The 24,509-nt window shown below is 64.5% G+C and carries 20 protein-coding genes; 14 read left to right on the top strand and 6 right to left on the bottom strand.

Annotation, left to right across the window (positions count from 1 at the left end; all coding sequences use genetic code 11):
* Positions 1–6 precede the first annotated feature (6 nt).
* Together ligD and AC4D2Q_RS10400 are read right to left on the bottom strand one after the other, a co-directional pair.
* A complete protein-coding gene (ligD, locus tag AC4D2Q_RS10405) occupies positions 7–1,029 on the bottom strand; it encodes a non-homologous end-joining DNA ligase (protein WP_490946395.1) in 1,023 nt (340 codons plus the stop codon).
* A 46-nt stretch (positions 1,030–1,075) separates the two neighbouring features.
* Positions 1,076–2,299, bottom strand: a complete 1,224-nt coding sequence (locus tag AC4D2Q_RS10400; protein ID WP_490946394.1) for an MFS transporter — start codon at positions 2,297–2,299, stop codon at positions 1,076–1,078.
* 300 nt (positions 2,300–2,599) lie between these two features.
* On the opposite strand from AC4D2Q_RS10400, the gene AC4D2Q_RS10395 reads away from it, so the two are divergent.
* Positions 2,600–4,315, top strand: a complete 1,716-nt coding sequence (locus tag AC4D2Q_RS10395; protein WP_490946393.1) for a glycoside hydrolase family 13 protein — start codon at positions 2,600–2,602, stop codon at positions 4,313–4,315.
* A gap of 11 nt (positions 4,316–4,326) precedes the next feature.
* On the opposite strand, the gene AC4D2Q_RS10390 is transcribed toward AC4D2Q_RS10395, so the two are convergent.
* Both AC4D2Q_RS10390 and AC4D2Q_RS10385 read right to left on the bottom strand, forming a co-directional pair.
* Positions 4,327–4,968 (bottom strand): response regulator, encoded by a 642-nt coding sequence (locus AC4D2Q_RS10390; protein WP_400929419.1) that lies wholly within the window; start codon positions 4,966–4,968, stop codon positions 4,327–4,329.
* Positions 4,965–6,266 carry a sensor histidine kinase gene (locus tag AC4D2Q_RS10385; protein WP_490946391.1) on the bottom strand — a complete coding sequence of 434 codons (1,302 nt, stop codon included), beginning with the start codon at positions 6,264–6,266 and terminating at the stop codon, positions 4,965–4,967. The genes AC4D2Q_RS10390 and AC4D2Q_RS10385 overlap by 4 nt, the downstream gene beginning before the upstream one ends.
* 180 nt (positions 6,267–6,446) lie before the next feature.
* On the opposite strand from AC4D2Q_RS10385, the gene AC4D2Q_RS10380 reads away from it, so the two are divergent.
* The 8 genes from AC4D2Q_RS10380 to AC4D2Q_RS10345 all read left to right on the top strand — a co-directional run bounded on the left by AC4D2Q_RS10380 (position 6,447) and on the right by AC4D2Q_RS10345 (position 15,924).
* A complete protein-coding gene (locus tag AC4D2Q_RS10380; RefSeq protein ID WP_490946390.1) occupies positions 6,447–7,535 on the top strand; it encodes an ABC transporter permease in 1,089 nt (362 codons plus the stop codon).
* Between the two features lie 41 nt (positions 7,536–7,576).
* The gene (locus tag AC4D2Q_RS10375; protein WP_490946389.1) at positions 7,577–8,293 is read left to right on the top strand and encodes an ABC transporter ATP-binding protein; all 717 of its coding nucleotides are present in this window, start codon (positions 7,577–7,579) and stop codon (positions 8,291–8,293) included.
* A 110-nt stretch (positions 8,294–8,403) separates the two neighbouring features.
* Entirely contained in the window at positions 8,404–9,318 is a 915-nt protein-coding gene (locus AC4D2Q_RS10370) for an aldose-1-epimerase (RefSeq protein ID WP_490946388.1), read from the top strand.
* A gap of 62 nt (positions 9,319–9,380) precedes the next feature.
* A complete protein-coding gene (locus AC4D2Q_RS10365) occupies positions 9,381–10,457 on the top strand; it encodes a LacI family DNA-binding transcriptional regulator (protein ID WP_490946386.1) in 1,077 nt (358 codons plus the stop codon).
* 180 nt (positions 10,458–10,637) lie between these two features.
* Entirely contained in the window at positions 10,638–12,359 is a 1,722-nt protein-coding gene (gene araB, locus AC4D2Q_RS10360) for a ribulokinase (RefSeq protein ID WP_490946385.1), read from the top strand.
* A complete protein-coding gene (locus AC4D2Q_RS10355; RefSeq protein WP_490925398.1) occupies positions 12,356–13,033 on the top strand; it encodes an L-ribulose-5-phosphate 4-epimerase in 678 nt (225 codons plus the stop codon). The genes araB and AC4D2Q_RS10355 overlap by 4 nt, the downstream gene beginning before the upstream one ends.
* A 54-nt stretch (positions 13,034–13,087) precedes the next feature.
* Positions 13,088–14,599: an L-arabinose isomerase gene (araA, locus tag AC4D2Q_RS10350; RefSeq protein ID WP_490946384.1), complete on the top strand. Its 1,512-nt coding sequence runs from the start codon at positions 13,088–13,090 to the stop codon at positions 14,597–14,599.
* Between the two features lie 68 nt (positions 14,600–14,667).
* A complete protein-coding gene (locus AC4D2Q_RS10345) occupies positions 14,668–15,924 on the top strand; it encodes an FAD-binding protein (protein WP_490946383.1) in 1,257 nt (418 codons plus the stop codon).
* Between the two features lie 13 nt (positions 15,925–15,937).
* Here the strand turns inward: AC4D2Q_RS10345 and AC4D2Q_RS10340 are convergent, their stop codons facing one another.
* Entirely contained in the window at positions 15,938–16,204 is a 267-nt protein-coding gene (locus AC4D2Q_RS10340) for a GlsB/YeaQ/YmgE family stress response membrane protein (RefSeq protein WP_490925395.1), read from the bottom strand.
* Positions 16,205–16,457: 253 nt separating this feature from the next.
* On the bottom strand, positions 16,458–18,866 hold the full coding sequence (locus AC4D2Q_RS10335) for a transglycosylase domain-containing protein (RefSeq protein ID WP_490946382.1): 2,409 nt from the start codon (positions 18,864–18,866) through the stop codon (positions 16,458–16,460).
* Positions 18,867–19,114: 248 nt separating this feature from the next.
* Between AC4D2Q_RS10335 and AC4D2Q_RS10330 the strand changes: the two genes are divergently transcribed.
* The 5 genes from AC4D2Q_RS10330 (at position 19,115) to AC4D2Q_RS10310 (ending at position 24,252) form a co-directional block, all read left to right on the top strand.
* Positions 19,115–19,840 (top strand): TetR/AcrR family transcriptional regulator, encoded by a 726-nt coding sequence (locus AC4D2Q_RS10330; RefSeq protein ID WP_490946380.1) that lies wholly within the window; start codon positions 19,115–19,117, stop codon positions 19,838–19,840.
* The gene (locus tag AC4D2Q_RS10325; protein ID WP_490925392.1) at positions 19,837–20,586 is read left to right on the top strand and encodes an SDR family NAD(P)-dependent oxidoreductase; all 750 of its coding nucleotides are present in this window, start codon (positions 19,837–19,839) and stop codon (positions 20,584–20,586) included. Before AC4D2Q_RS10330 ends, AC4D2Q_RS10325 begins: the two co-directional genes overlap by 4 nt.
* Before the next feature lie 322 nt (positions 20,587–20,908).
* Positions 20,909–22,642, top strand: a complete 1,734-nt coding sequence (locus tag AC4D2Q_RS10320) for an HNH endonuclease signature motif containing protein (protein WP_490946379.1) — start codon at positions 20,909–20,911, stop codon at positions 22,640–22,642.
* Between the two features lie 167 nt (positions 22,643–22,809).
* Positions 22,810–23,430: an L-threonylcarbamoyladenylate synthase gene (locus tag AC4D2Q_RS10315; protein WP_490925390.1), complete on the top strand. Its 621-nt coding sequence runs from the start codon at positions 22,810–22,812 to the stop codon at positions 23,428–23,430.
* Positions 23,431–23,517: 87 nt separating this feature from the next.
* Positions 23,518–24,252, top strand: a complete 735-nt coding sequence (locus tag AC4D2Q_RS10310; protein WP_490946377.1) for a DUF72 domain-containing protein — start codon at positions 23,518–23,520, stop codon at positions 24,250–24,252.
* Positions 24,253–24,509: the final 257 nt, after the last annotated feature.

Raw genomic sequence — 24,509 nt, 5'->3', positions numbered from 1 at the left:
GCACGGCTACTCTGTTTTGCGTGCCCGGCTGGGCTGGACCCGCATCGGTTCGCCGGGCATTTTGGGGTAATCCGGCGGAAACGGCATCTCGCCCAGCCCGTTGTCCAGGTCCCGCTGCCACCACTGCAGCAGTACGTCGATGCTGCCGGGGTTCGCGCCCATGTCCGCCCACGGATCCCCCACGGTGCGCAGCCGTTCCGGAACAGTGAGGACGGTGAACTCGTGCGGGTCGGCGCCCTCGAGTTCCTCCCAGCGCAGCGGGGTGGACACCGGCGCGTGCGGCAGCGCCCGGGGGCTGTAGGCACCGGCAATGGTGCGGTCCCGGTTGGCCTGGTTGAAATCGACAAAGATCTTCTGTCCGCGTTCCTCTTTCCACCAGGCTGTGGTGACGTGCTCCGGCATGCGGCGCTCAAGCTCCCGTGCCGCGGCGATCACGGCGTGCCGGACGTCGAGGAACTCGTGATCCGGGGTGATGGGCGCGTACACATGCAGGCCGCGGTTTCCGGACGTCTTGATGAAGGCGTCCAGGCCGGCTTCATCAAGGACGCTGCGCAGCTCAAAGGCGGCGGGAACGGCGTCGTCGAACCCGGTGCCGGGCTGGGGGTCCAGATCGATGCGCAGCTGGTCCGGGTTGTCGGTGTTTTCGGTCCGCGAGGGCCAGGGGTGGAACACCACGGTGTTCATCTGCACCGCCCAGACGGCGGCCGCCGGCTCATCCAGGACCAGCTGCGGATGGGCCCGGGCACTCGGGTAGGTCACCGTGACGGCCCGGATAAAGTCCGGCGCCCCCTTGGGCGGATTTTTCGAGAAGAACTGTTCGCCGTCGATCCCGTCCGGAAACCGCTGCAGCGACACCGGGCGGTCGCCGTTGGCGGCGATGAATGCCTCACCGACCTCCGTCGTGTACTTGGCCAGGTCGAGCTTGGTCAGTCCCAGTTCGGGCCACAGGACACGGTCCGGACTGGAGATGCGCATTTCGCGTTCGCCGTTCGGACCAGGGACAGTCAGGGTGGTTGCTTTGCCGGCCATGGCCATAACCTACAGCACCGGACGGTCCCGGGGACCTGCGCCGCTTTTAGGCCGGGGCGTCCCCCGGAGTTTCGACGCTGCGGCGGTAGTTCTTGTGGCCGTGGACAAAGTGATAGAGGACTGTGGTGGCCAGAATACAGCCGGCCAGCAGCCAGTACATCCCGTGGAAACCGGTCACGGAGACAAGGGCGCCCAGAGCCAGCGGGCCCAGGCCCACCCCCGCGTCCATCATGATGAAGTACGTGGAGGTGGCCAGGCCAATGCGGTGCGGCGGCGCCATGGTGACGGCGATGGCCTGGGCGGTGGGAACCAGGGTGCCGAAGCCGATGCCCACAAACACTCCCGCAGCGGCGAGCACCAGGCCGTTGGGTGCCCATGCCAGCATGGCCAGGCCGACGGCGAAGGAGACCAGGGTGGGATAGATGACGGCATTGTCACCGTAGACGTCATGCAGGCGGCCCATGAACAGGCGGGAAATCAGCACCACTGCGGCATACACCAGGAAGAACGAACTGGCCGCAGTCACCAGGTTCTCCTCCTGGGCATAGGAGTTCATAAAGGTCAGGATTCCGGCATACGAAGCGCCGGCAACAAACATGATGGAGGCAATGGCCAGCGCTGCCGGGTCCAGGATGTCCGTAAAGCGAAGGTGCCACTTACGGGCCTGCTCCGCCGGCGTCGGTGTGCGCTCGGGCAGGCGAAGCATCAGGGCAACAACCAGGGACATGGCGGCGCAGGCGGCGCCGACCAGGAAGAGGAGATCGTAGGTCATGGTGTCCACGATCAGTACTGCCAGGAAAGGGCCGACGGCGGTGGCCAGTGTCGTGGAAATGCCGAAGTACCCGGTGCCTTCCCCTCGGCGGCGAACCGGAATCAGCCCCATGACGGACGCGGAAATGGACGTGCTGGCCGCGCCGAAGGCGGCTCCGTGAAGCAGCCGGACGGCCAGCAGCGCGGCAAGGCTGTCCGCCAGCGGATACAGCAGCGCCGCAGCGGTGAAGACCACGAGCCCGCCCAGCAGCAGCCGGCGGCGGCCCACGAAGTCCAGGAACTTGCCGCTGAAGACCCGGGCCACGAGCGCTCCTACGACGAAGGATCCCGAGGCAAAACCGGATGCGCTGTTTGAGGCGGAGAATTGCTCAACGGCGTACAGCGCCATGGTGGTCATCAAAAGGTAGAAGACCAGGAAGAGGAAAAAGTTGGTGATGATGGCAAGGACGAACCCCTTGGTCCATAGCTTCTGGTCGGGTGTTTCCGCGCCGTGCGTCACCGGCATTCTCCTGTTGAGTTGTTTTGCTGTCGATGGAACTGGTGCCGGTTCAGGCTGAACCAGCCAACCAACGCTACGCCTTCTGAAAATGTGATCGAAATCCGGGACGCCGGATGTGCTGCTTCTCTCACTGGCTGTCTACCCGGCCGAGCCTGTCCGTTTCCGCCGTGCGGGCCGCTGCTTGCCGCCGGTCCCTGTTGGACCGTCCACGCGCGGCCCTACACTTTTGGGGCAGGCGGCAGCACGCCGTGCGGCGGGCCCCACTGCCGCTGGGAGGGCCTGCGAAAGGATCTTCGCCCCATGAGGAACCCGTACCTGCCGGCATGGTGGACCAACGCCGTCGTCTACCAGATCTATACGCGCAGCTTCGCGGACAGCACGGGGGACGGCATCGGCGATATCACGGGTGTCATTGAGCGACTGGACTACCTCAGCGAGCTGGGGGTGGACGTCATCTGGCTCTCCCCCATCCACGAGTCTCCTCAGCATGACAACGGCTATGACATCTCCAACTACCGGCGCATCGACCACCTGTACGGCACCGAAGAGGAGTTCGACCAGCTGCTGGCCGAAGTGCACCGGCGCGGCATGAAACTGATTATGGACCTGGTGGTGAACCACACCTCCGATGAGCACTCGGCCTTTGTGGTCTCATCGTCATCACGCAGCAACGTGTCGCGGGACTCCTACTATTGGCGGGATCCGCGGCGGGGATTTTCTCCCGACGACCCGGGCGCCGAACCGAACAACTGGGGATCCATCTTTGGCGGCAGCGCGTGGGAATATGACCCCCGAACGGAGCAGTACTACCTGCACCTGTTCAGTCCCCACCAGCCGGACCTGAACTGGGAAAGCACTCGCGTCCGAGCCCGGGTCTACGAAATGATGAACTGGTGGCTGGACCGGGGCATTGACGGGTTCCGCATGGACGCCATCAACTTCATTTCCAAACGGCCCGCCCTGCCGGACAGCCCGGTGGGAAGCGGCGGGATGTACGCGAACGGGGCTCCTTTCTACGTCTCCGGTCCGAGGGTGCACGAGTTCATCCAGGAGATGATGCGGGCGGTCTTCGATTACCGGACCAGTGAGTATCTGGTGGTGGGCGAGACCGACGGCGTGACGGTGGACGAGGCGGTGCTGTTCACCGACTCCCTGCGCGGGGAGCTGGACATGGTCTTCCAGTTCGAGCACATGCGCCTGGATCACGGGCCGGGCGGCAAGTGGGACCACCTGCCCGTGAAGCTGCGCGACTTCAAGACGATCGCGAACCGGTGGCAGCGCTCGCTGGCAGACCGCGGCTGGAACAGCCTTTACCTGGGAAACCACGACCAGCCCCGGTCGGTGTCGCGTTTCGGCGATGACGCGCAGTACCGGTATGAATCAGCCACCCTGTGGGCAACGGTGATCCATCTGCAGCGCGGCACGCCGTTCATTTACCAGGGCGACGAAATCGGAATGACCAATGCCGGCTTCACGTCCCTGGACCAGTACCGGGATGTGGAATCGCTCGCCTACTATGACTACGCGGTCGCCAGGGGCATAGACGAGAAACATGTGCTGGACACTCTGGGAAGGGTCAGCCGTGACAACGCCCGAACTCCCATGCAGTGGGATGACTCCCCCAATGCGGGTTTCAGCGCAAGCAAACCCTGGATAGACGTCAACCCCAATTACCGGTCCGTTAATGCCGCGGCGGACAGGACCGCCGAAAAATCGATTTTTCGTTACTATCAGCGGCTGATCCAGCTGCGTCACGAATCCATGCTGGTATCCCTCGGGGACTTTGAAATGCTGGAACCCAACGACCCGCAGCTTTTTGCCTTCCGGCGCCGCTTGGGCACCGAGGAGCTGACCATCATATGCAACGTCTCCGCCGGTTTGCTTCCCGTGCCCGCCTATCTGCGCGGTCCGGAACTGGTGCTGGGCAACTACACCGATCCCGGCGACCCGGGCCTGCTGCGGCCGTGGGAAGCCAGAGTCCACCGCCTGACCGAAGTTCCCAGCTCCTGGGCTTAACGGCAGCTGCCCTAGCGCCGGATGATCCGCCGCTTCCGGGCTTCGTTCACGGCCGCCGTACGGTTGTCGACACCGAGTTTCTCGTAGATGTGCACCAGGTGGGTTTTGACGGTGGCTTCGGAGATAAAGAGCTTCCGGGCCATGGCACGGTTGGCCATTCCGTCAGCCAGCAGTTCCAGCAGTTCCAGTTCCCGCGGGCTCAGCGTGGATTCAGGGCTGCGCAGCTGTCCGAGCAGGCGTCCGGCAACCTGGGGGGCCAGCGCGGTCCGCCCCTGCGCAGCTGCTGCGACGGCAGCGCGGATGTCTTCCGGCGCCGCGTCCTTCAACATGTAACCGGCAGCGCCGGCATCCACGGCGGCAAGGATATCCGCGTCGCTGTCGTACGTGGTGAGTATCAGAACCGGCGGACCGCCGGCAGCACGGATCCTCCGTGTCGCCTCCGCGCCGTCCAGACCGGGTCCCATTTGAAGATCCATCAGCACCACATCGAACGGCGTACCCAAGGTTTCCTGCCGGGCCACCTCGGCGATGGCCGCAGCCCCGTCAGCTGCTTCCGCGGCCACTTCCAGTCCGTCGAAGTCACCCAGCAGCGCCCGCAGCCCGGCACGGACCACGGGATGGTCATCCACCAGCAGGACACGAATGCCGTTCATGCGCCACCTCCGGGAACCCCGGCGGCCGCGGTGGAGTCTGCGGCGGAATCCAGCGGCAGCCTCAACGCCACCACGGTTCCTTCCCCCGGCGCCGACTCCACGCTCAGGGAACCCTGCAGATCGGAAATCCGCTCGCGCAAAGAGAGCAGGCCAAACCCTGTTCCATCGGCCCGGGGGCCGGCGGGGAGCACCCCCGGATCAAAGCCGACGCCGTCGTCGAACACATCAAGTGCCACGGAATCCGGGGAGTATTCCAGCGTGAGGACCGCGCTGGACGCCCCGGCATGTGCCTCAATGTTGGCCAACAGAGACTGGGCTGCCCGCAGCAGAGTTGTCTCATAGGCAGGGTGCAGGGGAACCGGGGCACCGTCCACCCGGAACAGGCACTTCAGGTATCCGCCGGCAGCAGCGACCCGCCGCTCAGCATCCGAACACAGTGCGGCGAGGCGGGCATCGAGGGACCCCTGCTCCAGGGGTGCCGCAGCGAGGCCGCGGACAAACTGCCGGGCCTCCGCGAGGTTGTCGGCGGCGGTGCTCTGCACCAGCGCGAGGCGTTCCCTGGCGAGCACCGGGTCACCCGCATCGAGGGCGCTTCCGGCCGCTCGGGACAGCAGGACGATGCTGGAAAGGCCCTGGGCCAGGGTGTCGTGGATTTCGCGTGCCAGCCGTTCGCGCTCGGTCAGCACTCCGGCGTAGTGCTGGGATGCGGCCAGCTCGCCGCGCGTGCGGTGAAGCTCTGCGAGGGCCAGCCGCTGGTTGACGCTTTCGCGGTGGAGGGCTGAGTACGCACTGCCCATGACCACAGCGAACAGGGCGCCGATGACGGGTCCCAGGAGGGCGGCCGCACTGGGGTGTCCGGTGCGGGCCCACTGCGCCAGGACGACGGCGGCGGTGGTGATCAGGACGGCGACGAGCGCCGGCAGGGTCCGCAGCAGCTGAAGGTCCAGGAAGAACAGCGGGAAGGCCAGCCAGGAGAACTCCGGGCTGATCATCAGCAGGCACAGCCACAGCACCGTCACTGCACCGAGCCACGCGGCACCGTAGCGGCGGGGATCGGGCCCTCTTCCGGTGGAGGCGTGGCGGCTTTCAGCCACGGTGCCCGTCACGTACACCGCGGCCAGCAGTGCACTTCCGGCATAGGCGCTCACACGCACCGGCCAGGTCTGCGGCGTGATGCTCATCTGAACCACCGCCAGCACCAGCAGTCCGGCAAAAGCGGTGTGCAGGGCGATGCGCAGTGCCTGCAGCACCGCGTCCCCGGAGGAAGCGCCGTCGGCGGGGGTGTAGGGCGCACTCATATGTCCCAGCCTAGGCCGCGCCGATGCCCGGCACATCAACCGTTTGGTGGAGCGTCGGCTCAGCCCAACAGTTTGCGGGGATCGACCGCCCGTCGGATGGAATGGTGCGGGTTCCGCGGGACGGTGGAAGACAAGGACAACAGGCCGGACATTCCGGCCGGCGATCTGGAAGGAACCATCGTGTATCTCGCACTTCGTGACATTCGCTTTGCCAAGGGCCGCTTTGCCCTGATGGGCGCCGTGGTGGCACTGATCTCCCTGCTGCTGGTGCTGCTCTCCGGCCTCACTGCTGGCCTGGGCAACCAAAACACTGCCGCTGTGGCCGGGCTTGCGGACCACGGGATCAATTCCGTGGCATTCGGCGCTCCAGGGAACACCGGGGCGAAGGCCTCCTACACCGAGTCAGTGGTCACCGCCGGGCAACTGCAGGAATGGCGGAACACTGAAGGTGTGGGCCACGCTGAACCGCTTGGCATTACCCAGACCCGAGCCGTGGCAGGCTCCACCGCCAATGTTGCCGTCTTCGGCGTCGAGCCCGGATCCGCGCTGGCGCCCCAAAAGGTGACCGACGGCGGTGTCATCCTCGGTGCCTCCACCGCGGAGGACCTTGGCGTTGACGTCGGCGGCAGGGTGGACCTGGGCGGACGCAGCCTGACGGTGAGCGCCGTCTCCGAAGATTCCTGGTACAGCCACACCCCGGTGGCCTGGGCGTCGCTGAACACCTGGCAGCAGGTGGCCCACACCGATGACGCGTCCCTGTCCGAGCCGCCGGTCGCCACGGTCATCGTTGCGGACGCGGACGACGGCGCAGCGGAAACCGCTGATACCGCCGCCGGGACGGTCTCCACTGACGTCCGCGGTTCTTTCAATGCCCTGGGCTCCTACAAATCCGAAAACGGCTCGCTGCTCCTGATGCAGGCCTTCCTCTATGGAATTTCCGCACTGGTGATCGTGGCGTTCCTGACCGTTTGGACCGTACAGCGCACCCGGGACATCGCGGTGCTCAAGGCGCTGGGCGGTTCCTCGTCCTACCTGCTCCGGGATGCGCTCGCGCAAGCAGCGATTGTCCTGGTCAGCGGCGCCCTCCTGGGCGGCCTTCTGGGCGTGGGAATCGGCGCCGTTGCAGCACAGGTTGCCCCGTTCCTCACCAGCACAGCCACCACGGTGCTGCCCATCCTGGGAATCATAGTGCTCGGCCTGGCCGGGGCGGCGCTCGCGGTCCGCAATGTCACCAAAGTTGACCCGCTGACCGCCCTGGGCGGGAACTGACGATGCCCGCCTCCGCAACCCCCTCTCGAAAGGATCACCCCATGTCTGCATCTGCAGCTCTGTCCCTGACCGGCGTCACTCTGGAATACCCCGACGGCGAGGGAACGCTCAAGGCGCTGGACAATGTCAGCCTGCACGTTCCGGCCGGCCGGATTCTCTCCCTGGTGGGCCCCTCAGGCTCCGGCAAATCTTCGCTGCTGGCCGTCGCAGCCACACTGATTCGCCCTACCTCCGGGTCCGTGGTTGTCTCCGGAACGGACACCGCTTTGCTGGACGACGCCGGCCGCACCACCCTGCGGCGCGGCAAAGTCGGCTTGATCTTCCAGCAGCCCAACTTGCTGCCCTCCCTCACAGCGGCGGAGCAGCTGATCATCACCGACCGGCTGCGCGGTGTGCACGCTTCGGCGTCCGCTGCGCGGGCACTGGAATTGCTGGACCTCGTGGGCCTGGCTTCGGCGGCGAACAAGCGCCCGCACCAGCTTTCCGGCGGCCAGCGGCAGCGGGTCAACATTGCCCGCGCACTGATGGGAAGTCCGGCGCTGATGCTGGTGGATGAACCCACGGCAGCACTGGACCATGAACGCTCCGAGAGCATCGTGAAGCTGCTCGTGGAACTGACCCGGGAGTTTGGCTTCGGCACGGTCATGGTCACGCATGACACGGACTTTGTCCCGCTGACCGACGCCGTGGCGGTCATGCGCGACGGCCGCCTGAAGGCCGACGTGCTGACGAACTTCGGGCGGGTTGGTGCTGCGTAGCGGGTGCTTTTGTTAGCGCTCACAGCTAAGCTCGAACAGAGTCCGGCAGCCTGAGGGGTGCCGGCGAACCTCAACCCATACGCGATCACCCGCCCTGACAGGAGCTCCCTATGACCCGCCCAGCAGCCAGCCCGAATGGACAGATCATTACGTTGACGGCAGGCGGCTACCGGGCGGGCATCGCTGCGGTCGGGGCGGGAATCCAGAGCCTGAGCCATGACGGCGTGGATCTGGTCCTGCCCTTTGACCCGGACCGCGTACCGCATGCCTACGCCGGCAAGACGCTGGTCCCCTGGCCCAACCGGATCGACGGCGGCAGGTATGTCTTTGACGGGCAGACGTACGAGGTGCCGGTGAACGAGGCCTCCACCGGCACGGCCCTGCACGGCTTGGTGGTGTGGTCCGAGTGGGAGGTTACCGACCGATCTGCCAACGCGGTGGTCCTGGAACACGTGCTGCACGGACAGCCCGGATATCCGCACCAGCTGCTGCTGCGCGCCGAGTTCACCCTGGACGTCGAGAGCGGACTCACCGTGAAGGTCCGGGCCGCAAATGCGGGCCGGACGGCCGCACCCTACGGCGTCTCCTCGCATCCGTACCTCACCGTGGGCGGGAATTCGGTGGATAATTGCGAGGTGGCCTTCTCCGCAGCACAGGTGTTGATGACTGATGACCGGCTGCTGCCGCTGGAGCTGAAGGAAACAACCGGCACCGACTTCGACTTTTCACATCCCCGCATCCTCGGTTCGATGAGCCTGGACCATGCCTTTACCGGGTTGCCCGACGGCGGCTGGCAGGTCAGCCTGCGGGACCCCGCAACGGGCAAAGCGGCCGTCCTGTCCTCCCCCGCCGGCGCGGGGGCAACGGGGTGGCTGCAGATCTATTCCGGCGAAGAGCTCGGACGGCGCGGCATGGCAGTGGAGCCGATGACCTGCCCGCCCAACGCTTTCAACACGGGCACCGATTTAATTGTGCTGGAGCCGGGCGAGGACCACGTTTTTTCCTATTCCATCAGCGCCGGATAGCCCCGCGCCTCCTTCCCACTGCCCGCCTGCGCCGCCGCGCCGGTCCCTACCGAAAGAAGTTCATGCCCCCGTCACGCCGCAGGCCGACCGGATCCGCTCCGACCATGGAGGACGTTGCCCGCGTTGCCGGGGTCTCCCACCAAACGGTGTCACGTGTGCTGAACGGCCACCCCAACGTCAGTCCGGACACGAAGGAACGGGTTTCGGCTGCCATCTCCGAGCTCGGATACCGGCGCAACGCGGCGGCTCGGTCGCTCGTCACCCGGTCTTCCAAGGTGATTGGCGTGATCATCACCGAACTGGAGCAGTATGGGCCGGCGAGCACCCTGCTGGGCCTGCAGGAGGCGGCGTTTCGTAACGGATATTTTGTCAGCGTTGCCGGCCTGCGGGAGAAGACCCGGACGGCCATGCTGGAGTCCGTCAACCATCTGCTGAATCAGGCCCCGGACGGCATTGTGGTGGTGGCCCCCGTGCAGGCCGGCGTTGACCTCTTCCGCACCTTGGAATTGAAGATTCCGCTGGAAATTGTTGCCAGCGGCCTGGCTCCCGAGGGCAGTCAGGAACAGGCTGCCCGAACCGCAGTGGCGCACCTCGCGGACCTGGGGCACCGCTCCATTGCCCATCTGGCCGGGCCGGAGCCGTGGATGGACGCCCAGCGCCGGGCCGCCGGATGGCGGGAGGAACTGGACGCGCGCGGTCTCCCCGCGGCTGCACCCATGGTGGGCGACTGGGGTGCCGAGTCGGGGTACCGCATGGGCCTGGAATTTGATGCGGCCGCGGCCACGGCAGTCTTTGTGGCCAATGACCAGATGGCGCTGGGGTTCATGCGGGCCCTGCACGAGCGCGGGATCAGCGTCCCGGATGACGTCAGTGTGGTGGGGTTCGATGACCAGCCCGAAGCAGCCTATTTCCTGCCTCCGCTGACGACCATCCGGCAGGATTTCCGCAGCATGGGCAGTTACTGCATCGACATGCTGCTGGGTCAGGTCGCCGGTTCCGACACCGCCGGGGCGGCTCATGATGGCTACGCAGCCGGCGCTGAACCAGCGGCGTCGGCTCCCGCCTCACAGGGCAAGCCGCAGGGCATTCCCGTTCCGGAGCTTGTAGTCCGCGGCAGCACCGCTCCCCCGGCCACCTGACCAATTTCCCCGCGAGATCCCAGAAGGTGTCCTTCTGAGAGCTGAGACGGGCACTTTCTGCTATCTCGCGGTTGATGGATCGAAACCGCCTCTCTTGACAATGAGACTCAACACACATCTAATTGTTAGCGCTAACACCATCAAAGACGATTTCCGCGGTCAGCCGCGGCAGGAGGCACCATGACCAGCATCCAGCCACAGGAGCAGTACGTGATTGGGGTGGACTACGGCACTCTTTCCGGACGCGCCGTGGTGGTACGGGTTTCCGACGGCGCGGAGCTTGGCTCCGCAGTCCATGAGTACCCGCACGCCGTCGTTACCGAGACCCTGCCCGGTTCCGACACCCTGCTGCCGCCGGACTGGGCGCTGCAGGTTCCGCAGGACTACGTTGAGGTGCTGCAGAAGGCCGTCCCGGAAGCCCTGCGCACCGCGGGCATCAATCCGGCCGACGTCATCGGCCTCGCCACCGACTTCACCGCCTGCACCATGGTTCCGGTGAAGGCAGACGGAACCCCGCTCAATGAGCTCCCCGAATTCGCCTCACGGCCCCACGCCTTCGTGAAGCTCTGGCGCCACCACGCCGCCCAGGGGCAGGCCGTGCGCATCAACGCCCTCGCTGAAGAGCGGGGTGAAACCTGGCTGGGCCGCTACGGCGGACTCATTTCCTCGGAATGGGAATTTGCCAAGGGCCTGCAGATCCTCGAGGAGGACCCCGAGGTTTACGCCGCCATGGACCACTGGGTGGAAGCAGCCGACTGGATCGTCTGGCAGCTGACCGACACTTACGTGCGCAATGCCTGCACCGCCGGTTACAAGGGCATCTACCAGGACGGGGCCTACCCGTCCGAGGAATACCTCGCCGCCCTCAATCCGGACTTCGCAGGATTCGTGAGCGAGAAGCTGGACCACACCATCGGCCAGCTCGGCTCTGCTGCCGGCACGCTGTCCGCCCGTGCCGCGGACTGGACGGGCCTGCCCGCGGGGATCGCCGTTGCCGTCGGCAACGTGGACGCACACGTTACCGCCCCTGCCGCCAACGCCGTCCAGCCCGGTCAGATGGTTGCCATCATGGGCACCTCAACGTGCCACGTCATGAATGCAGAGGAACTCTCCGAGGTTCCCGGCATGTGCGGCGCGGTGCAGGGCGGCATTGTGGAGGGACTGTGGGGCTACGAAGCCGGACAGAGCGGAGTGGGAGACATCTTCGGCTGGTTCGTCAACAACTGCGTTCCGCCGCGGTACGTGGAAGCCGCAGCCGAAGCCGGCCTCGGTGTCCATGAATACCTGACCGAACTGGCTTCCGCCCAGGCCATCGGCCAGCACGGCCTGGTGGCGTTGGACTGGCACAGCGGCAACCGTTCCGTGCTCGTGGACCATGAGCTGTCCGGGGTTTTCGTGGGCCAGACTCTGGCCACCCGGCCCCAGGACATGTACCGCGCCCTGCTCGAAGCCACTGCCTTCGGCACCCGCACCATCATTGAAGCCTTCAACGCCAGCGGTGTTCCGGTTACGGAGTTCGTGGTGGCCGGCGGCCTGCTGAAGAATCCCCTGCTGATGCAGATCTATTCCGATGTCATCAACCTGCCGTTGTCCGTCATCGACTCGCAGCAGGGACCCGCCCTCGGCTCTGCCATCCATGCCGCCGTTGCCGCCGGTGCTTACCCGGACGTCCGGACCGCCGCTGCCGCCATGGGCCGGGTTCGCCGCGGGGTCTACCAGCCCATCCCCGAAAACGTTCAGGCCTATGATGCCCTCTTCACGGAGTACAAGACGCTGCATGACTACTTTGGCCGCGGCGCCAATGATGTGATGCACCGGCTCAAGGCCATCCAGCGTGCCTCATCCGCCGGGCGTTCCGCAGCGGCCGTTGAAGACACTGAAGAAATGGAACCGGCACTGTGACTCTCACTTCCGACGTCCTCGGCGCTGTCGACCAGCTCCGCCGCCAGGTCAGCGACCTGCACGCCGAACTGACCCGCAATGAACTGGTGGTGTGGACCGCCGGCAACATTTCCGCCCGCGTCCCGGGCCGGGACCTGATGGTCATCAAGCCCTCCGGCGTCTCCTATGACGACCTCACCCCCGAGAACATGGTGCTCACCGACCTGTTCGGCACCGCGGTCGACGGCGGCGGCTCGCCGTCGTCGGACACCGACGCCCACGCCTACGTCTACCGGCACATGCCCGCCGTCAACGGGGTGGTCCACACCCACTCCACCTACGCCACTGCCTGGGCAGCCCGCGGCGAAGCCATTCCCTGCGTGTTGACCATGATGGCCGACGAGTTTGGCGGAGAGATCCCCGTGGGCCCGTTCGCCCTGATCGGTGACGATTCCATTGGCCGCGGCATTGTTGAAGTCCTGGACGGGCACCGCTCCACCGCCATCCTGATGCAGAACCACGGCGTGTTCACGATCGGCAAGGACGCCCGTTCCGCCGTGAAGTCGGCCGTCCTGTGCGAAGAGGTGGCACGGACCGTGCACATCAGCCGCCAGCTCGGTGAACTGCTGCCGATCCCGCAGGCGGACATTGACCGCCTGTTCCAGCGCTACCAGAACGTCTACGGCCAGAAATAACTGCTTAGCTTCCCCGCTTTAGTTCCGCACGATCAGCCTGAAAAGGATGTACCCATGACCCTCAGCACTGCCCCCGCCCGGGAAATCTGGTTCCTCACCGGAAGCCAGGGACTCTACGGAGAAGACACCCTGGCCCAGGTCCGCGAACAGGCCGGCGACATTGCGCGGCAGCTGGACGACGCCGACGCCGTCCCGTACCGCATTGTCTTCAAGCCCGTCCTCAAGGACTCCGACGCCATCCTGGAGACCATCCTGGAGGCGAACTCCTCGGAGGCCTGCATTGGCCTCATCGCCTGGATGCACACCTTCTCCCCCGCCAAAATGTGGATCCGCGGCCTCACCAAGCTGCAGCGTCCGCTGCTGCACCTGCACACCCAGCACAACGTTGAGCTGCCGTGGGCGGACATCGACATGGACTTCATGAACCTGAACCAGGCCGCCCACGGCGACCGCGAGTTCGCGTACATGGCCTCCCGCCTGGGCATCAGCCGCAAGACCGTGGTGGGACACGTCTCCAGCCCCCGCGTTCAGGCCAAGATCGATTCCTGGGCACGCGCCGCCGCCGGCTGGCATGAAATCCGCAACCTCAAACTGGCCCGCTTCGGCGACAACATGCGCAACGTCGCCGTCACCGAGGGTGACAAGACCGAGGCTGAGGTGAAGTTCGGGGTCTCCGTCAACACCTGGTCCGTGAACGAGCTCGCCGAGGCCATGGACGCAGTGACCGAAGAGGCCATCGACGCCCTGGTTGCCGAATATGAAGAGCAGTACGACGTCGTTCCCGAACTGCGGCGCGACGGCGGACGCCACAAGTCCCTGCGCTACGGCGCCCGGCAGGAGCTGGGGCTGCGCTCCTTCCTGGAGAGCGGCAACTTCGGTGCCTTCACCACCAACTTCGAGGACCTGGGCGCCCTGCAGCAGCTCCCCGGCCTGGCCGTCCAGCGCCTGATGGCCGACGGTTACGGATTCGGCGCCGAGGGCGACTGGAAGACCGCCGTCCTGGTCCGCATTGCCAAGGTGATGGGTGAGGGCCTGCCCGGCGGAGCGTCCCTGATGGAGGACTACACCTACAACCTGGTTCCCGGGAGCGAAGTCATCCTCGGCGCCCACATGCTGGAAATCTGCCCGTCCCTGACCACCTCCAAGCCCGCGCTGGAAATCCACCCGCTGGGCATCGGCGGCAAGGATGACCCCGTTCGCCTGGTGTTCACCGCCGACCCGGGCCCCGCCGTCGTCATGTCCCTGGCGGATATGCGCGAGCGGTTCCGCCTCACCGCCAACCTGGTGGAGAACGTGGTTCCCGAGCAGGACCTGCCCAACCTGCCCGTGGCCCGCGCAGTCTGGAAGCCGGCTCCCGATTTGGAGACCTCCGCCGAGTGCTGGCTCTCCGCCGGCGGCGCGCACCACACCGTCATGTCCACGGCTCTGGGACGGGAAGTGTGGGAGGATTTCGCACAGATCGCCGATGTGGAACTGGCCATGATCGATGAGTCCACCACCACGAACGCATTCGTCAACGAATTGAAGCTGAACCAGGCGTACTATCGCCTGGCACAGGGGTTCTAGGCCTGCGGCACCATAGATAGCGGCTACATCAGCCGGGTTGCCGGCCTACACATATGAAGGGCATCAAAATGCTTGAGGAATACAACTGGGCCGGCAACCTGCGCTACTCCGCGGCGGAAATCGCGCAGCCCACCACCGTGGAGGAACTGCAGGCACTGGTGGCCGCAGCTCCTTCCGTGCGGGCCGTCGGCACCCGGCACTCGTTCAATGACATAGCGGACTCCGCCGGCCTGATGGTCAACCTGGAGAAGCTGAACGGCGCTCCGGTGCTGGATGAGGCTGCCATGACTGTGACGGTGCCCGCGGGCATCCGTTACGGAGATCTGGCCGGTTTCCTCGTCGAACGCGGCTATGCCCTGCACAACCTGGCGTCGCTGCCGCACATTTCCGTAGCAGGGGCCGTCGCGACGGCGACCCATGGATCCGGCAACCGGAACGGCAACCTTGCCACCGCGGTGGCCGCTCTGGAACTGGTGACCGCCGACGGCGAACTTCTGCGGGTGGACCGGTCAAGCCCCGATTTCAACGGCATGGTGGTCTCCCTCGGCGCACTGGGCATCGTTACCCGGATCACGCTCGATATTGAACCGGCCTACGAGGTGCGCCAGGACGTCTTCACCGACGTGCCGTGGAGCGCTGTGGAGGAGAACTTCAGCGAGATAACGTCCGCTGCCTACAGCGTGAGCATCTTCAGCTCGCTGGCCGGTCCGAACGCTTCACAGGTGTGGCTCAAGAGCCGTACGGATGCCGAGCTGCCGTACGCCGGGAAACCGGAGTTCTTCGGCGGGACTGCCGCGACGGAACCCATGCACCCGCTGCCCGGCATCAGCGCGGTGAACTGCTCCCAGCAGATGGGCGTGCCCGGTCCGTGGTCGGACCGCCTGTCACACTTCCGGCTCGCCTTCACTCCGAGCAACGGAGATGAGCTCCAGAGTGAATACCTCATGGACCGGCGCTTGGCCGTGGAGGGGATCGAAATTCTGCGGGGGATGTCTGCGGAAATCGCTCCCCTGCTGCAGGTCTGTGAAATCCGGACCATGGCCGGCGACGACCTGTGGCTGAGCACCAACTACGGACCGGACTCGGTGGGGTTCCACTTTACGTGGAAGCCGATGCAGGCGGACGTCGAAGCCCTGCTGGCCCGCATGGAGGCTGCTCTTGCTCCGCTGCGGCCGCGGCCGCACTGGGGGAAAGTGTTCACCCTTCAGCGGCCGCAGCTGCAGGAGCTCTATCCGCGCTTCGAAGATTTTTCCGACCTTGCCCGGCGGATGGATCCGCAGGGCAAGTTCGTCAATTCATTCCTGGCACGGAAGGTTCTCGGCTGAGCGGAGCCGGGTACTAGCGGCGGACCTGGCCCTTGCCGCGGCCGGACACGGATTCAGCAATGCCGATCAGCAGGACTGCCGCAACAACGGCAACAATGAATCCGAGGATGTTGAGCTCGAAGATGTCTCCGGTACCCAGGAGATTGGCAATGACGCCGCCGATGACGGAGCCAACCAGGCCGAGCAGCAGAGTGGCGATGAGGCTCAGATTCTGTTTGCCGGGCTTGATGAGGCGCGCCAACGCGCCGATGACGAGTCCTGCAACGATGAAACCGATCATGGTGAACTCCCTTGGATGGTCCGGTCCCCAGCGGGAACCGGCGTGGTGCTAAGTGTCCTTACCATCGTAGGCGTACCGCGGGTGTGGTTCGAATTCGAGGCAATGGTCAGGGGCTGGAACAAGGGAATTGGGCCCCGGGCTCCGCGCTGCGCCCGGACATGTCCAGGCAGCGCCTAATGACAAAAATGCTCCGCAGCCAGTGGCGCGGAGCATTTTTGTCGTTGGTGCGAGGTCCCCGTGGGGTCCCGGTGGATTATCCCGCTGCGCCCGGAGTGCCTGCGGCAGGAGCAGCAGGAGTCGCTGCAGGAGAAGGCGTAGGCACGGGAACCGGCGCAGGTACAGGTGCCGGTTCCGGGTTTGCTGTCGGCTGTGCAGGCGCAGGGGCCTGGGTCGGGGCCGGCTCAGCGGGCTCCGGTTCGGGCTCCGGGGCAGCCGACGACGGGGCAGGATCACTGGTGGGAACCTGGCTGGGCTCAACAGTCGGCTGGGCTTCCGGCACGGGCGCCGGATTTACCTGCTGCTGCTGTGCCTCAGGCTGCGGCACATATTGCCGCAGAGGCGCCCGCCCCGGCTTCGACACCCGGTTGGGATCCGTCAGCTCGCCTGTTGCATACAGGGGTGCAACCTTGCGCATGTAGTCGGTCCACTGCGCACCGGCAATGGTGGAGCCGTCCACATAGCTGCGGGTGACGCCGTTGATCGGCACGTCGTTCAGGGACGAGTAGGACTTCCAGTTGCCCACCCATGAAGCGGTGGAGATGCCCTTGGTGTAACCCACGGTCCAGGTCTGCTCAGACACGTCGGTGGTGCCGGTCTTTGCTGCTGCAGGCACCCCGAGCGGCCCCATGGCTCCGGGACCGCTGTTCACCAGGTTTTCAAGCGGTTCGGATACCTCTTTGGCAGTCTCCTCGGAGATCGCCCGCTCGCACTTCTGTTCCGGAACGGCGTACGCGTTGCCGCGCGAATCGGAGACCTGGGTGAGCGCTATCGGTTCGCAGTACTGGCCGCCGCTGGCAAACGTTGCGTAGGCCGCGGCCATCGTCAGCGGAGAGACCTCCTGCCCGCCCAGGACAAAGGAGGGATTATTGACTTCCAGGGGTTCGCCGTCGACGGCGCGGTGGACACCCATGCGGGTGGCGGCGTCGCGGATGTCGCAGAGGTCCATCTGGGACGCCTCGGCAACAGTGGCCGTGTTGACGGACCAGGTAAGGCCGTCGCTGACGGTCATGTCGCGCTCGTAGCCCTCCTGGGCATTCTTGAATTTCCATTCATCGAAGTATGCGTCTTCGGGCAGGCAGCTTGCCGTCCAGTCGTAACCTGCCGGGTACTCAGTGCGGGAGGCATCAATCATGTCGTCAATGCTTCCGCCGTTCTCAATCCACGCAACGGTGGTGAACGGCTTCATGGTGGAACCCGGCTGGAAGCCGTAGGACGTGCCGCCCATGTCCGAGTCGACGTTGAAATTCAGCTGGGTGTTTGCGGCGCCCTCTTCGGGCGAGTAGTCCGTGTTTTGGGCCATGGCCAGGATTTTTCCGGTGCCCGGTTCAACCGACACCATTGCTGAACCGGCTCCGGACGCGTCACCGGTGGGGACCTGTGCCTCGATCTGTTCCTGTGCCTGTTTCTGGAGCCTGGAATCCAGGGTGGTGGTGATGGTCAGTCCGCCGCGTGCCAGCAGCTTGTTGCGGGCAGTCTCATCGGCGCCGAACTCATCCGAAGCCAGAACCACCTGCTCCACATAGCTGCAGAAGTAGTCGGCCATTTCGGCACCCACGCAGCCCGAGTGTGCTGCAGGCTGCGGGTTCAGCTGCAGATCGGAGGCGACGGCGTCGTCGTGCTCCTGCTGCGTAATTTTTCCGTAGTTGAGCATGGCGTCCAGGACAACGTCACGCCGGTCGCGGGTGCCCTCGGGGTTGGTCACCGGGTTGAAGTTGTTCGGGGACTGCACCATGCCGGCCAGCATCGCCGACTGGGCAATGTTCAGGTTGGCGGCGGGGATGCCGAAGAAGTTCTGCGCTGCCGCTTCGATGCCGTAGGTGCGGCCGCTGAAGAGCACGATGTTCAGGTAGCGCTCCAGGATTTCGTCTTTGGTGAATTCCTTTTCCACGGCGAAGGACAATTTGGCCTCGCGGATCTTGTCCGTGATGTTCTTGGTTCCGCTGATCGTCAGATCATCGCCGGACTTGCCTTCGGAGACACCCTGGTCAATCAGCACGTTGTTCACGTACTGCATGGTCAGCGTGGAGGCACCCTGGGTGCTGTCCTTGGTCAAGTTGGAGGCAACGGCGCGGGCAACGCCCTTGACGTCCACTCCCCCGTGCTCGTAAAAACGGTTGTCTTCAATCGCAACGATGGCGTCCTGCATGGACGGAGAAATTTTGTCCAGCGTCACCGGGATCCGGTCTTCCGCATAGAACGTGGCGATCAGCTGACCGTCCGCCGAAAAGATCTTGGACCCTTCATCCAGCGGGCCGGTTTGGAGCTCGTCCGGCAGATCCTCAAAGGAATCCATGACGAGGTTTGCGCCGTTGGCACCGACGGCGGCTGTGGGGATGAAGATGCCGGCCACCAGTGCTCCGCAGAAGGCACTGACCACCAGGAACAACACCAGCCGGCCGGAGGTGCCGAGTCTGCCCAGCATGGAGGAGTTGTTTTTTCGCATTCGACCAAGATACAACGGGTTTCTGTGGAAGCGTGTTGACGACTGCCGAGCGGCACGGTAGAACCTTGCCGACATTTCGCTAACCTCCGGGCGTGTCCCTTGGTTCCGGGCGAACCTGCAGCTCCGAGCGAGTGAGAAGAAGATCACACTCCTGCCGCTCCCCGGAGCCTCATGACGCACCGGGACTGGCATCTGCATCACGCCGAAGATGTGTGTACAACGTAAACACACGGGTATACGCTGTATACATGATGCCGTCCCCGCCAGAACGCAGCCGTGAACCGCTTACCGCCGCAGCCATCGCCGCCTGCGGTGTGGCCCTGGCTGACCGGGATGGACTGGAAGCAGTCTCCATGCGGCACGTGGCCGACTCGCTGGGTGTCTCCGCCATGGCCTTGTACCGCCATGTGGAAAACCGGGAAACACTGCTTCTTGCCATGGCCTCCAAGGCCGGCCGGGACTTTGTTCTGCTTCCTCCGGCGCCTGCCTCCTGGCAGGAGATGCTGAGGCATCTGGCTGACGCCTTATGGGAAGCGTTTGTTGAGCACCCCTGGCTTCTGCAGATTGTTCTGGGGCCCAGCAGACTCCTGGACATGGCTGCCACCGCCGACCTTGAGTTTTTGCTCCAGACGCTGAGCGCTGCCGGACTCTCGGACGAAGAATCCTTCGACTGCGTCCTGAGCGTTCCCGCCATCGTGATCGGAACCTCCAGCCTTGCCTTCGCTGCGAATCCCGGCCCCGGACGCCACCACCCCACCCGGCCCAACGCCGTCGTACCCCTGAACGCCGACGACGCCGCTGTGCCGGGCACGCTTGCCGCCCGCCTCCGCGGCCGCGGCATCACCTACCCTGCCTCCCGCAAGTCGCTGGACTTTGCCGTGGACGGCTTCCTGCGCGGCATCGAGGACCGCATTTTGAAAAACGCCCGGATGCAGCAAGCAAAGCAGTCCGGCTTAGAGAAGGAACAACAGTGAAACTCAGCAACAAGACTGCCATTGTCACCGGCGGTGCCGGCGGAATCGGCCAGGGCATCGTTCGCCACTTCCTTTCGGAAGGCGCCAATGTTGCCGTTGTGGACATTGACCAGGAGCAGGGTGACAAGCTCGTCGCAGACCTGGGGCACCTCGGCGAACTCATCTTCATCCGCAAGGACATCTCGCTGCCCGAGAGCGCTGCTGAGATCGTGGCGGAAACCGTGGCACGTTTTGGCGGCCTGAACATCCTTGTGAACAACGCTCACGCCTCCAAGCAGGCTCCGATCCTGGAGACCACTCCGGAGATCTGGAACCTGTCCTTCGGCACCGGGACCATGGCCACCCTGTACCTGATGCAGGCGGCACACCCCGAACTGAAGAAGACCCGCGGCAGCATCATTAACTTCGGCTCCGGCGCCGGAATCAAGGGCCTTCCCAACCAGGTTGCCTATGCTGCCGCCAAGGAAGCCATCCGTGCCATCACCCGTACGGCTGCCAACGAGTGGGCCGCTGACGGCATCCGTGCCAACGTTGTCAGCCCGGTGGCGCTGACTCCGGGCATTGTCCAGTGGAGCAAGGCCTACCCCGAGGCGTACCAGGAAGTTGTTGACGGTGTTCCCCTGGGACGCTTGGGCGACCCGGAGACGGACATCGCGCCGATCGTGGCCTTCCTGGCCAGCGACGAATCCCGTTACCTGACCGGCCAGACGCTGATGGCCGACGGCGGAACCATCAAGCTCTACTAAGAGGGCTGCCCGGACACTCCGGGCGTTTTGTCGAAAACAGAGCTGCCGGCGTCGTGTGGCCTAGCTGAGATGCATTCTGCACCCGGTACGGGCCGACGACGCCGGCAGTTGCCTTTTCTGCGAATGTTCCGCGGGACTGCGCTCTGGATGGCCGGTGGTCTGTCTGGCAGGTGGTCTGTCTGGCAGGCGGTCTGTCTGGTGGTGCTGCCGTAAGGAGTGCCGAAAAAGACGGGTATTCGGCCCGTACTGACAGGGCAGGTTTTGGGTCTTTCGGAGCTGTTTTCGGGTCAGGAATGTCAGTGGTGGGTGAAATCCTGAGGACATGGATCAGCACGGATCTTCTTCAGGGAACGCACCGGCCGGCGCCCAGCAGACCGCCGGTGATATCACTGCAGGTGAGCGTCTATCAACGGCGCGGAATTTGTCCGTGTACTCCGCCGAGCCCGGCACCGTCGAGGGGATGGTTCCTTCCGGCTTGTCCTGCCGGGACGGGTTCACCGGAAGCCTGGCCTTGAAGGGTGTTGAAGTCTTCGACCAGGATGAAGCCGGTGCCGTCCTGGCCCGTTTGGACCACCTTGTCCGGTGGGCGCAGGCGCAACAGGCCAGGGTCCTGAACAGGTTGGAGGGGATCTTCCGGAACGGACCGGAAGCGGGGATGCAGAACTTCGGCCAGTTGGATCCGGGTTTGGCTTTCAGTCTCGCCGCGGAGGAAGCAGCAGCGATCCTGCACCTGCCCACCGGGACCGCGAAGATGCTCATGATGGACGCTGGAACCCTCTGTAACACCCACACGGCAACATTGCAGAGTCTTGAAGAGGGAACCCTCGGATACGGCCAGGTGCAGACCGTGCTGGAGCAGTCCCAGAACATTCCTGCCACCGACCTGCCCGGATTCGAGAAGGATCTGCTGACGGCGGCCGGACAGCATGACGGGGGTCTGACCCTGGCACAGTTCCGGGTCAAAGCCCGCCGGCTGCGCGAAACCCGCTATCCGGAGACCATTCCGGTCCGGCACAAAAACGCATTCGAAACCCGCCGGGTGTGTTTGCAGCCCGATACGGACGGAATGTCCTGGTTGTCGGCATTTCTTCCGGCTCAGAAAGCGCAGGCGATCTACACGCAGCTCAGTGTTGCGGCCCGGGGTGAGCAGGCTGCCGGGGATCCCCGTCCGGTGGATCAGTTGCGTGCCGACATCCTTGCGGACCTGCTGACCAGCGGCGGCAGAACCGGACACCCGGGCAGTAACGCTGAGGGTGACGGCGCGTGGGTCCGGGGAGGGAACGAGAACCCGGATTCTGACCCAGATTCTGGCACGGGCGAGAACTCGGATTCTGGCTCAGGCGAGAACTCGGGTACCGGTGCAGGGAAGAACACTAGTGACCAGGACCGTTCCATCAAGCACGGTTCCGGTGCCCGCACCGAGATTCTTGTCCTGATCACCGCCGAAACCCTCCTCGGAGCCGATGAGGATCCTGCGGAACTGCACGGTTACGGGCCGATCAGTGCCGAGACAGCCCGCAGGATCGCCCGGCAGGCGGCCCGATGGACTCCGGTGGAACGCGACCCGCACACCGAAGAGATCCTTCGGGTCGGCCGCCGACGTAAAGTACCGGCCGGGCTCCAGCGCTGGCTGCGGGCACGGGACGGTACCTGCCGGTTCCCGGGGTGCCGCACCAATGCCCTGATCTCCGAGATCGACCACACCAGACCCTGGTCCCATGGCGGGACAACGGATCATGACAACCTGGAACATTTGTGCCGGCGCCACCACATGTTTAAAACCCAAGGTTTTTGGAAAGCCCGTCAGCGTTCACCCGGGATTATCGAATGGGTTTCACCGGGTGGCCGGACTTACCGCACCGAACCGCATCTTCACCTTGCCTCCGGTTCGGGCACAAGTTCCGGTTCTCTCTCCACGGGGACGCCGGGTGCTGTCACGGGCGTGTCAGACGCTGCCTCAGGTACTGCTTCAGGTCCGCCGTCGTCGTCGTCGCTTTGGGGATCACCCGACGACCCCAGTCCTTACGATTACGGCGACCCTCCCCCGCCCTTCTGACATGATGTATCGCCCTGGCCTTTGAGGACCACCAAAGTCAGGACCCGCCGCAACAAGGTCACCACTGATCTGACCTGCCGTGTCACGGGCACCTTTCCCATCCAATCCGGGACGCCTCGGCTCGCCTCCCCTGAGGTTGTTTACCCTGCCGGCGGTAAGCTCGTGGCATGGCACGATACTTCGACATTCACCCTGAAAATCCGCAGCAACGCACCATCGGGCAGGTGGCTGCGATTCTCCGCTCCGGTGGTTTGATCGCTTACCCCACAGACTCCTGCTATGCCCTCGGCGCCCAGTTGAGCAATAAAGACGCCCTGGACCGGATCCGCTCCATCCGCCAGCTGAGCGACAAACACCACTTCACACTCATGTGCCGGGACTTCGCGCAGCTCGGACAGTTCGTGAAGATGGACAACGATGTTTTCCGCAGCATCAAGGCGGTAACCCCGGGCAGCTACACCTTCATTCTTCCGGCTGTCAAAGAAGTGCCGCGCTGGCTTTCCCAGCCTAAAAAGAAGACGGTCGGAGTTCGCATCCCAGACAACAAGGTGGTGCAGGCGCTGCTTGATGAACTGGGCGAGCCGCTGATCTCCAGTACCCTTCTGCTGCCCGGAGAGGAAGATCCGCTGACAGAGGGGTGGGAAATCAAGGAACGGTTGGATCACCAGGTGGAAGCCGTCCTCGACGCCGGTTTCTGTCCTCCGGATCTGACCACCGTCGTCGACTTTTCCAGCGGACAACCTGAAGTCGTTCGCCGCGGCACCGGAGATCCAACCCGCTTCGAGTAAGAACGCGCGTGAGCAAAAAGTTGAGTAAGAGCACGCAGCAGCGCATCCTCGCGAAGCCTGAACTGATCACCGTGGCAGGCTAGGCCCATGGCATTGCACATCGGAACCTCCGGCTGGAGTTACAACCACTGGAGGAATGTTCTCTACCCGCCGGGGCTGCCGAGCCGCCGCTGGCTGGAGACATACACAGCGGAATTCGACACGGTGGAGTACAACGGAAGCTTTTATCGGTGGCCGCGTGAGCCGGCATTCGCTGCGTACCGTGACCGTCTTCCCGAAAGCTACCAATTTTCCGTCAAGGCTCCGCGGGGTCTGACGCATGCACGGAAGCTTCGCGAACCGGAAGAATGGATTGGCAGGATCAGCCGGTGCTGGAAGGAACTGGGAGACAAAGCCGGAGTACTGATCGTGCAGCTGCCTCCGGATATGGAACGCGACGACGCCCGCCTGGACTATTTCCTGGCCTCGCTTCCGGACGGAATCAAAACTGCAGTGGAATTCCGGCACGCCAGCTGGGAAACCGAAGAGGTCTACCAACTGCTCGAACGGCACGGAGTAGCCTACACGGTGATGAGCGGTGCCCATTTGCCGTGCAACCTGAAAGCCACGGCACCGTTCGTCTACCTCCGGATGCACGGGCCTGACCATGAACACCTTTATGCCGGCTCCTACAGCGATGCGGACCTGGAATGGTGGGCGCAGCGGATCCGCGAATGGCAGTCCTCGGGCAGGGATGTGTACGTGTATTTCAACAACGACGGCGAAGGCCACGCCGTCCGCAATGCCCTGACGCTGCGGGCCCTTCTGGACCCGGCCAACTGATCCCAACCCTTGGCCCGACTCTGGCCCGGCCTCTGATCCCGCGATCTGCCTGGATCCGCTCCTGATCAGAGCGCGAGGGCCCGGAGGCAGAGGTTGCAACCCGGAATCCGAGACCCAAATGAATCTTTCGGAAGCCTTAGGCAACGGTGCTAACTGCGGGTAGTGTCAATGACGAAGAGTAACCGTTGAGAACACGGCGGACCGCAACTCTCCCTGTCGAGGCATTAACGCCTGCCGCTGCACAGCAGCTCCGGAAG

The organism is Arthrobacter sp. TJ-178, from assembly GCF_058269275.1.
This window is presented reverse-complemented; position numbering and strand designations above follow the sequence as displayed.

Bases quoted from the DNA above. Each gene is read 5' to 3' on its own strand.
- AC4D2Q_RS10385 (WP_490946391.1), bottom strand. From the start codon at position 6,266: ATGAGTGCGCCCTACACCCCCGCCGACGGCGCTTCCTCCGGGGACGCG.
- araB (WP_490946385.1), top strand. From the start codon at position 10,638: ATGACCAGCATCCAGCCACAGGAGCAGTACGTGATTGGGGTGGACTAC.
- AC4D2Q_RS10320 (WP_490946379.1), top strand. From the start codon at position 20,909: ATGGATCAGCACGGATCTTCTTCAGGGAACGCACCGGCCGGCGCCCAG.
- AC4D2Q_RS10390 (WP_400929419.1), bottom strand. From the start codon at position 4,968: ATGAACGGCATTCGTGTCCTGCTGGTGGATGACCATCCCGTGGTCCGT.
- AC4D2Q_RS10370 (WP_490946388.1), top strand. From the start codon at position 8,404: ATGACCCGCCCAGCAGCCAGCCCGAATGGACAGATCATTACGTTGACG.
- araA (WP_490946384.1), top strand. From the start codon at position 13,088: ATGACCCTCAGCACTGCCCCCGCCCGGGAAATCTGGTTCCTCACCGGA.
- AC4D2Q_RS10335 (WP_490946382.1), bottom strand. From the start codon at position 18,866: ATGCGAAAAAACAACTCCTCCATGCTGGGCAGACTCGGCACCTCCGGC.
- AC4D2Q_RS10345 (WP_490946383.1), top strand. From the start codon at position 14,668: ATGCTTGAGGAATACAACTGGGCCGGCAACCTGCGCTACTCCGCGGCG.
- AC4D2Q_RS10315 (WP_490925390.1), top strand. From the start codon at position 22,810: ATGGCACGATACTTCGACATTCACCCTGAAAATCCGCAGCAACGCACC.
- AC4D2Q_RS10365 (WP_490946386.1), top strand. From the start codon at position 9,381: ATGCCCCCGTCACGCCGCAGGCCGACCGGATCCGCTCCGACCATGGAG.
- AC4D2Q_RS10330 (WP_490946380.1), top strand. From the start codon at position 19,115: ATGATGCCGTCCCCGCCAGAACGCAGCCGTGAACCGCTTACCGCCGCA.
- AC4D2Q_RS10375 (WP_490946389.1), top strand. From the start codon at position 7,577: ATGTCTGCATCTGCAGCTCTGTCCCTGACCGGCGTCACTCTGGAATAC.
- AC4D2Q_RS10310 (WP_490946377.1), top strand. From the start codon at position 23,518: ATGGCATTGCACATCGGAACCTCCGGCTGGAGTTACAACCACTGGAGG.
- AC4D2Q_RS10395 (WP_490946393.1), top strand. From the start codon at position 2,600: ATGAGGAACCCGTACCTGCCGGCATGGTGGACCAACGCCGTCGTCTAC.
- ligD (WP_490946395.1), bottom strand. From the start codon at position 1,029: ATGGCCGGCAAAGCAACCACCCTGACTGTCCCTGGTCCGAACGGCGAA.
- AC4D2Q_RS10340 (WP_490925395.1), bottom strand. From the start codon at position 16,204: ATGATCGGTTTCATCGTTGCAGGACTCGTCATCGGCGCGTTGGCGCGC.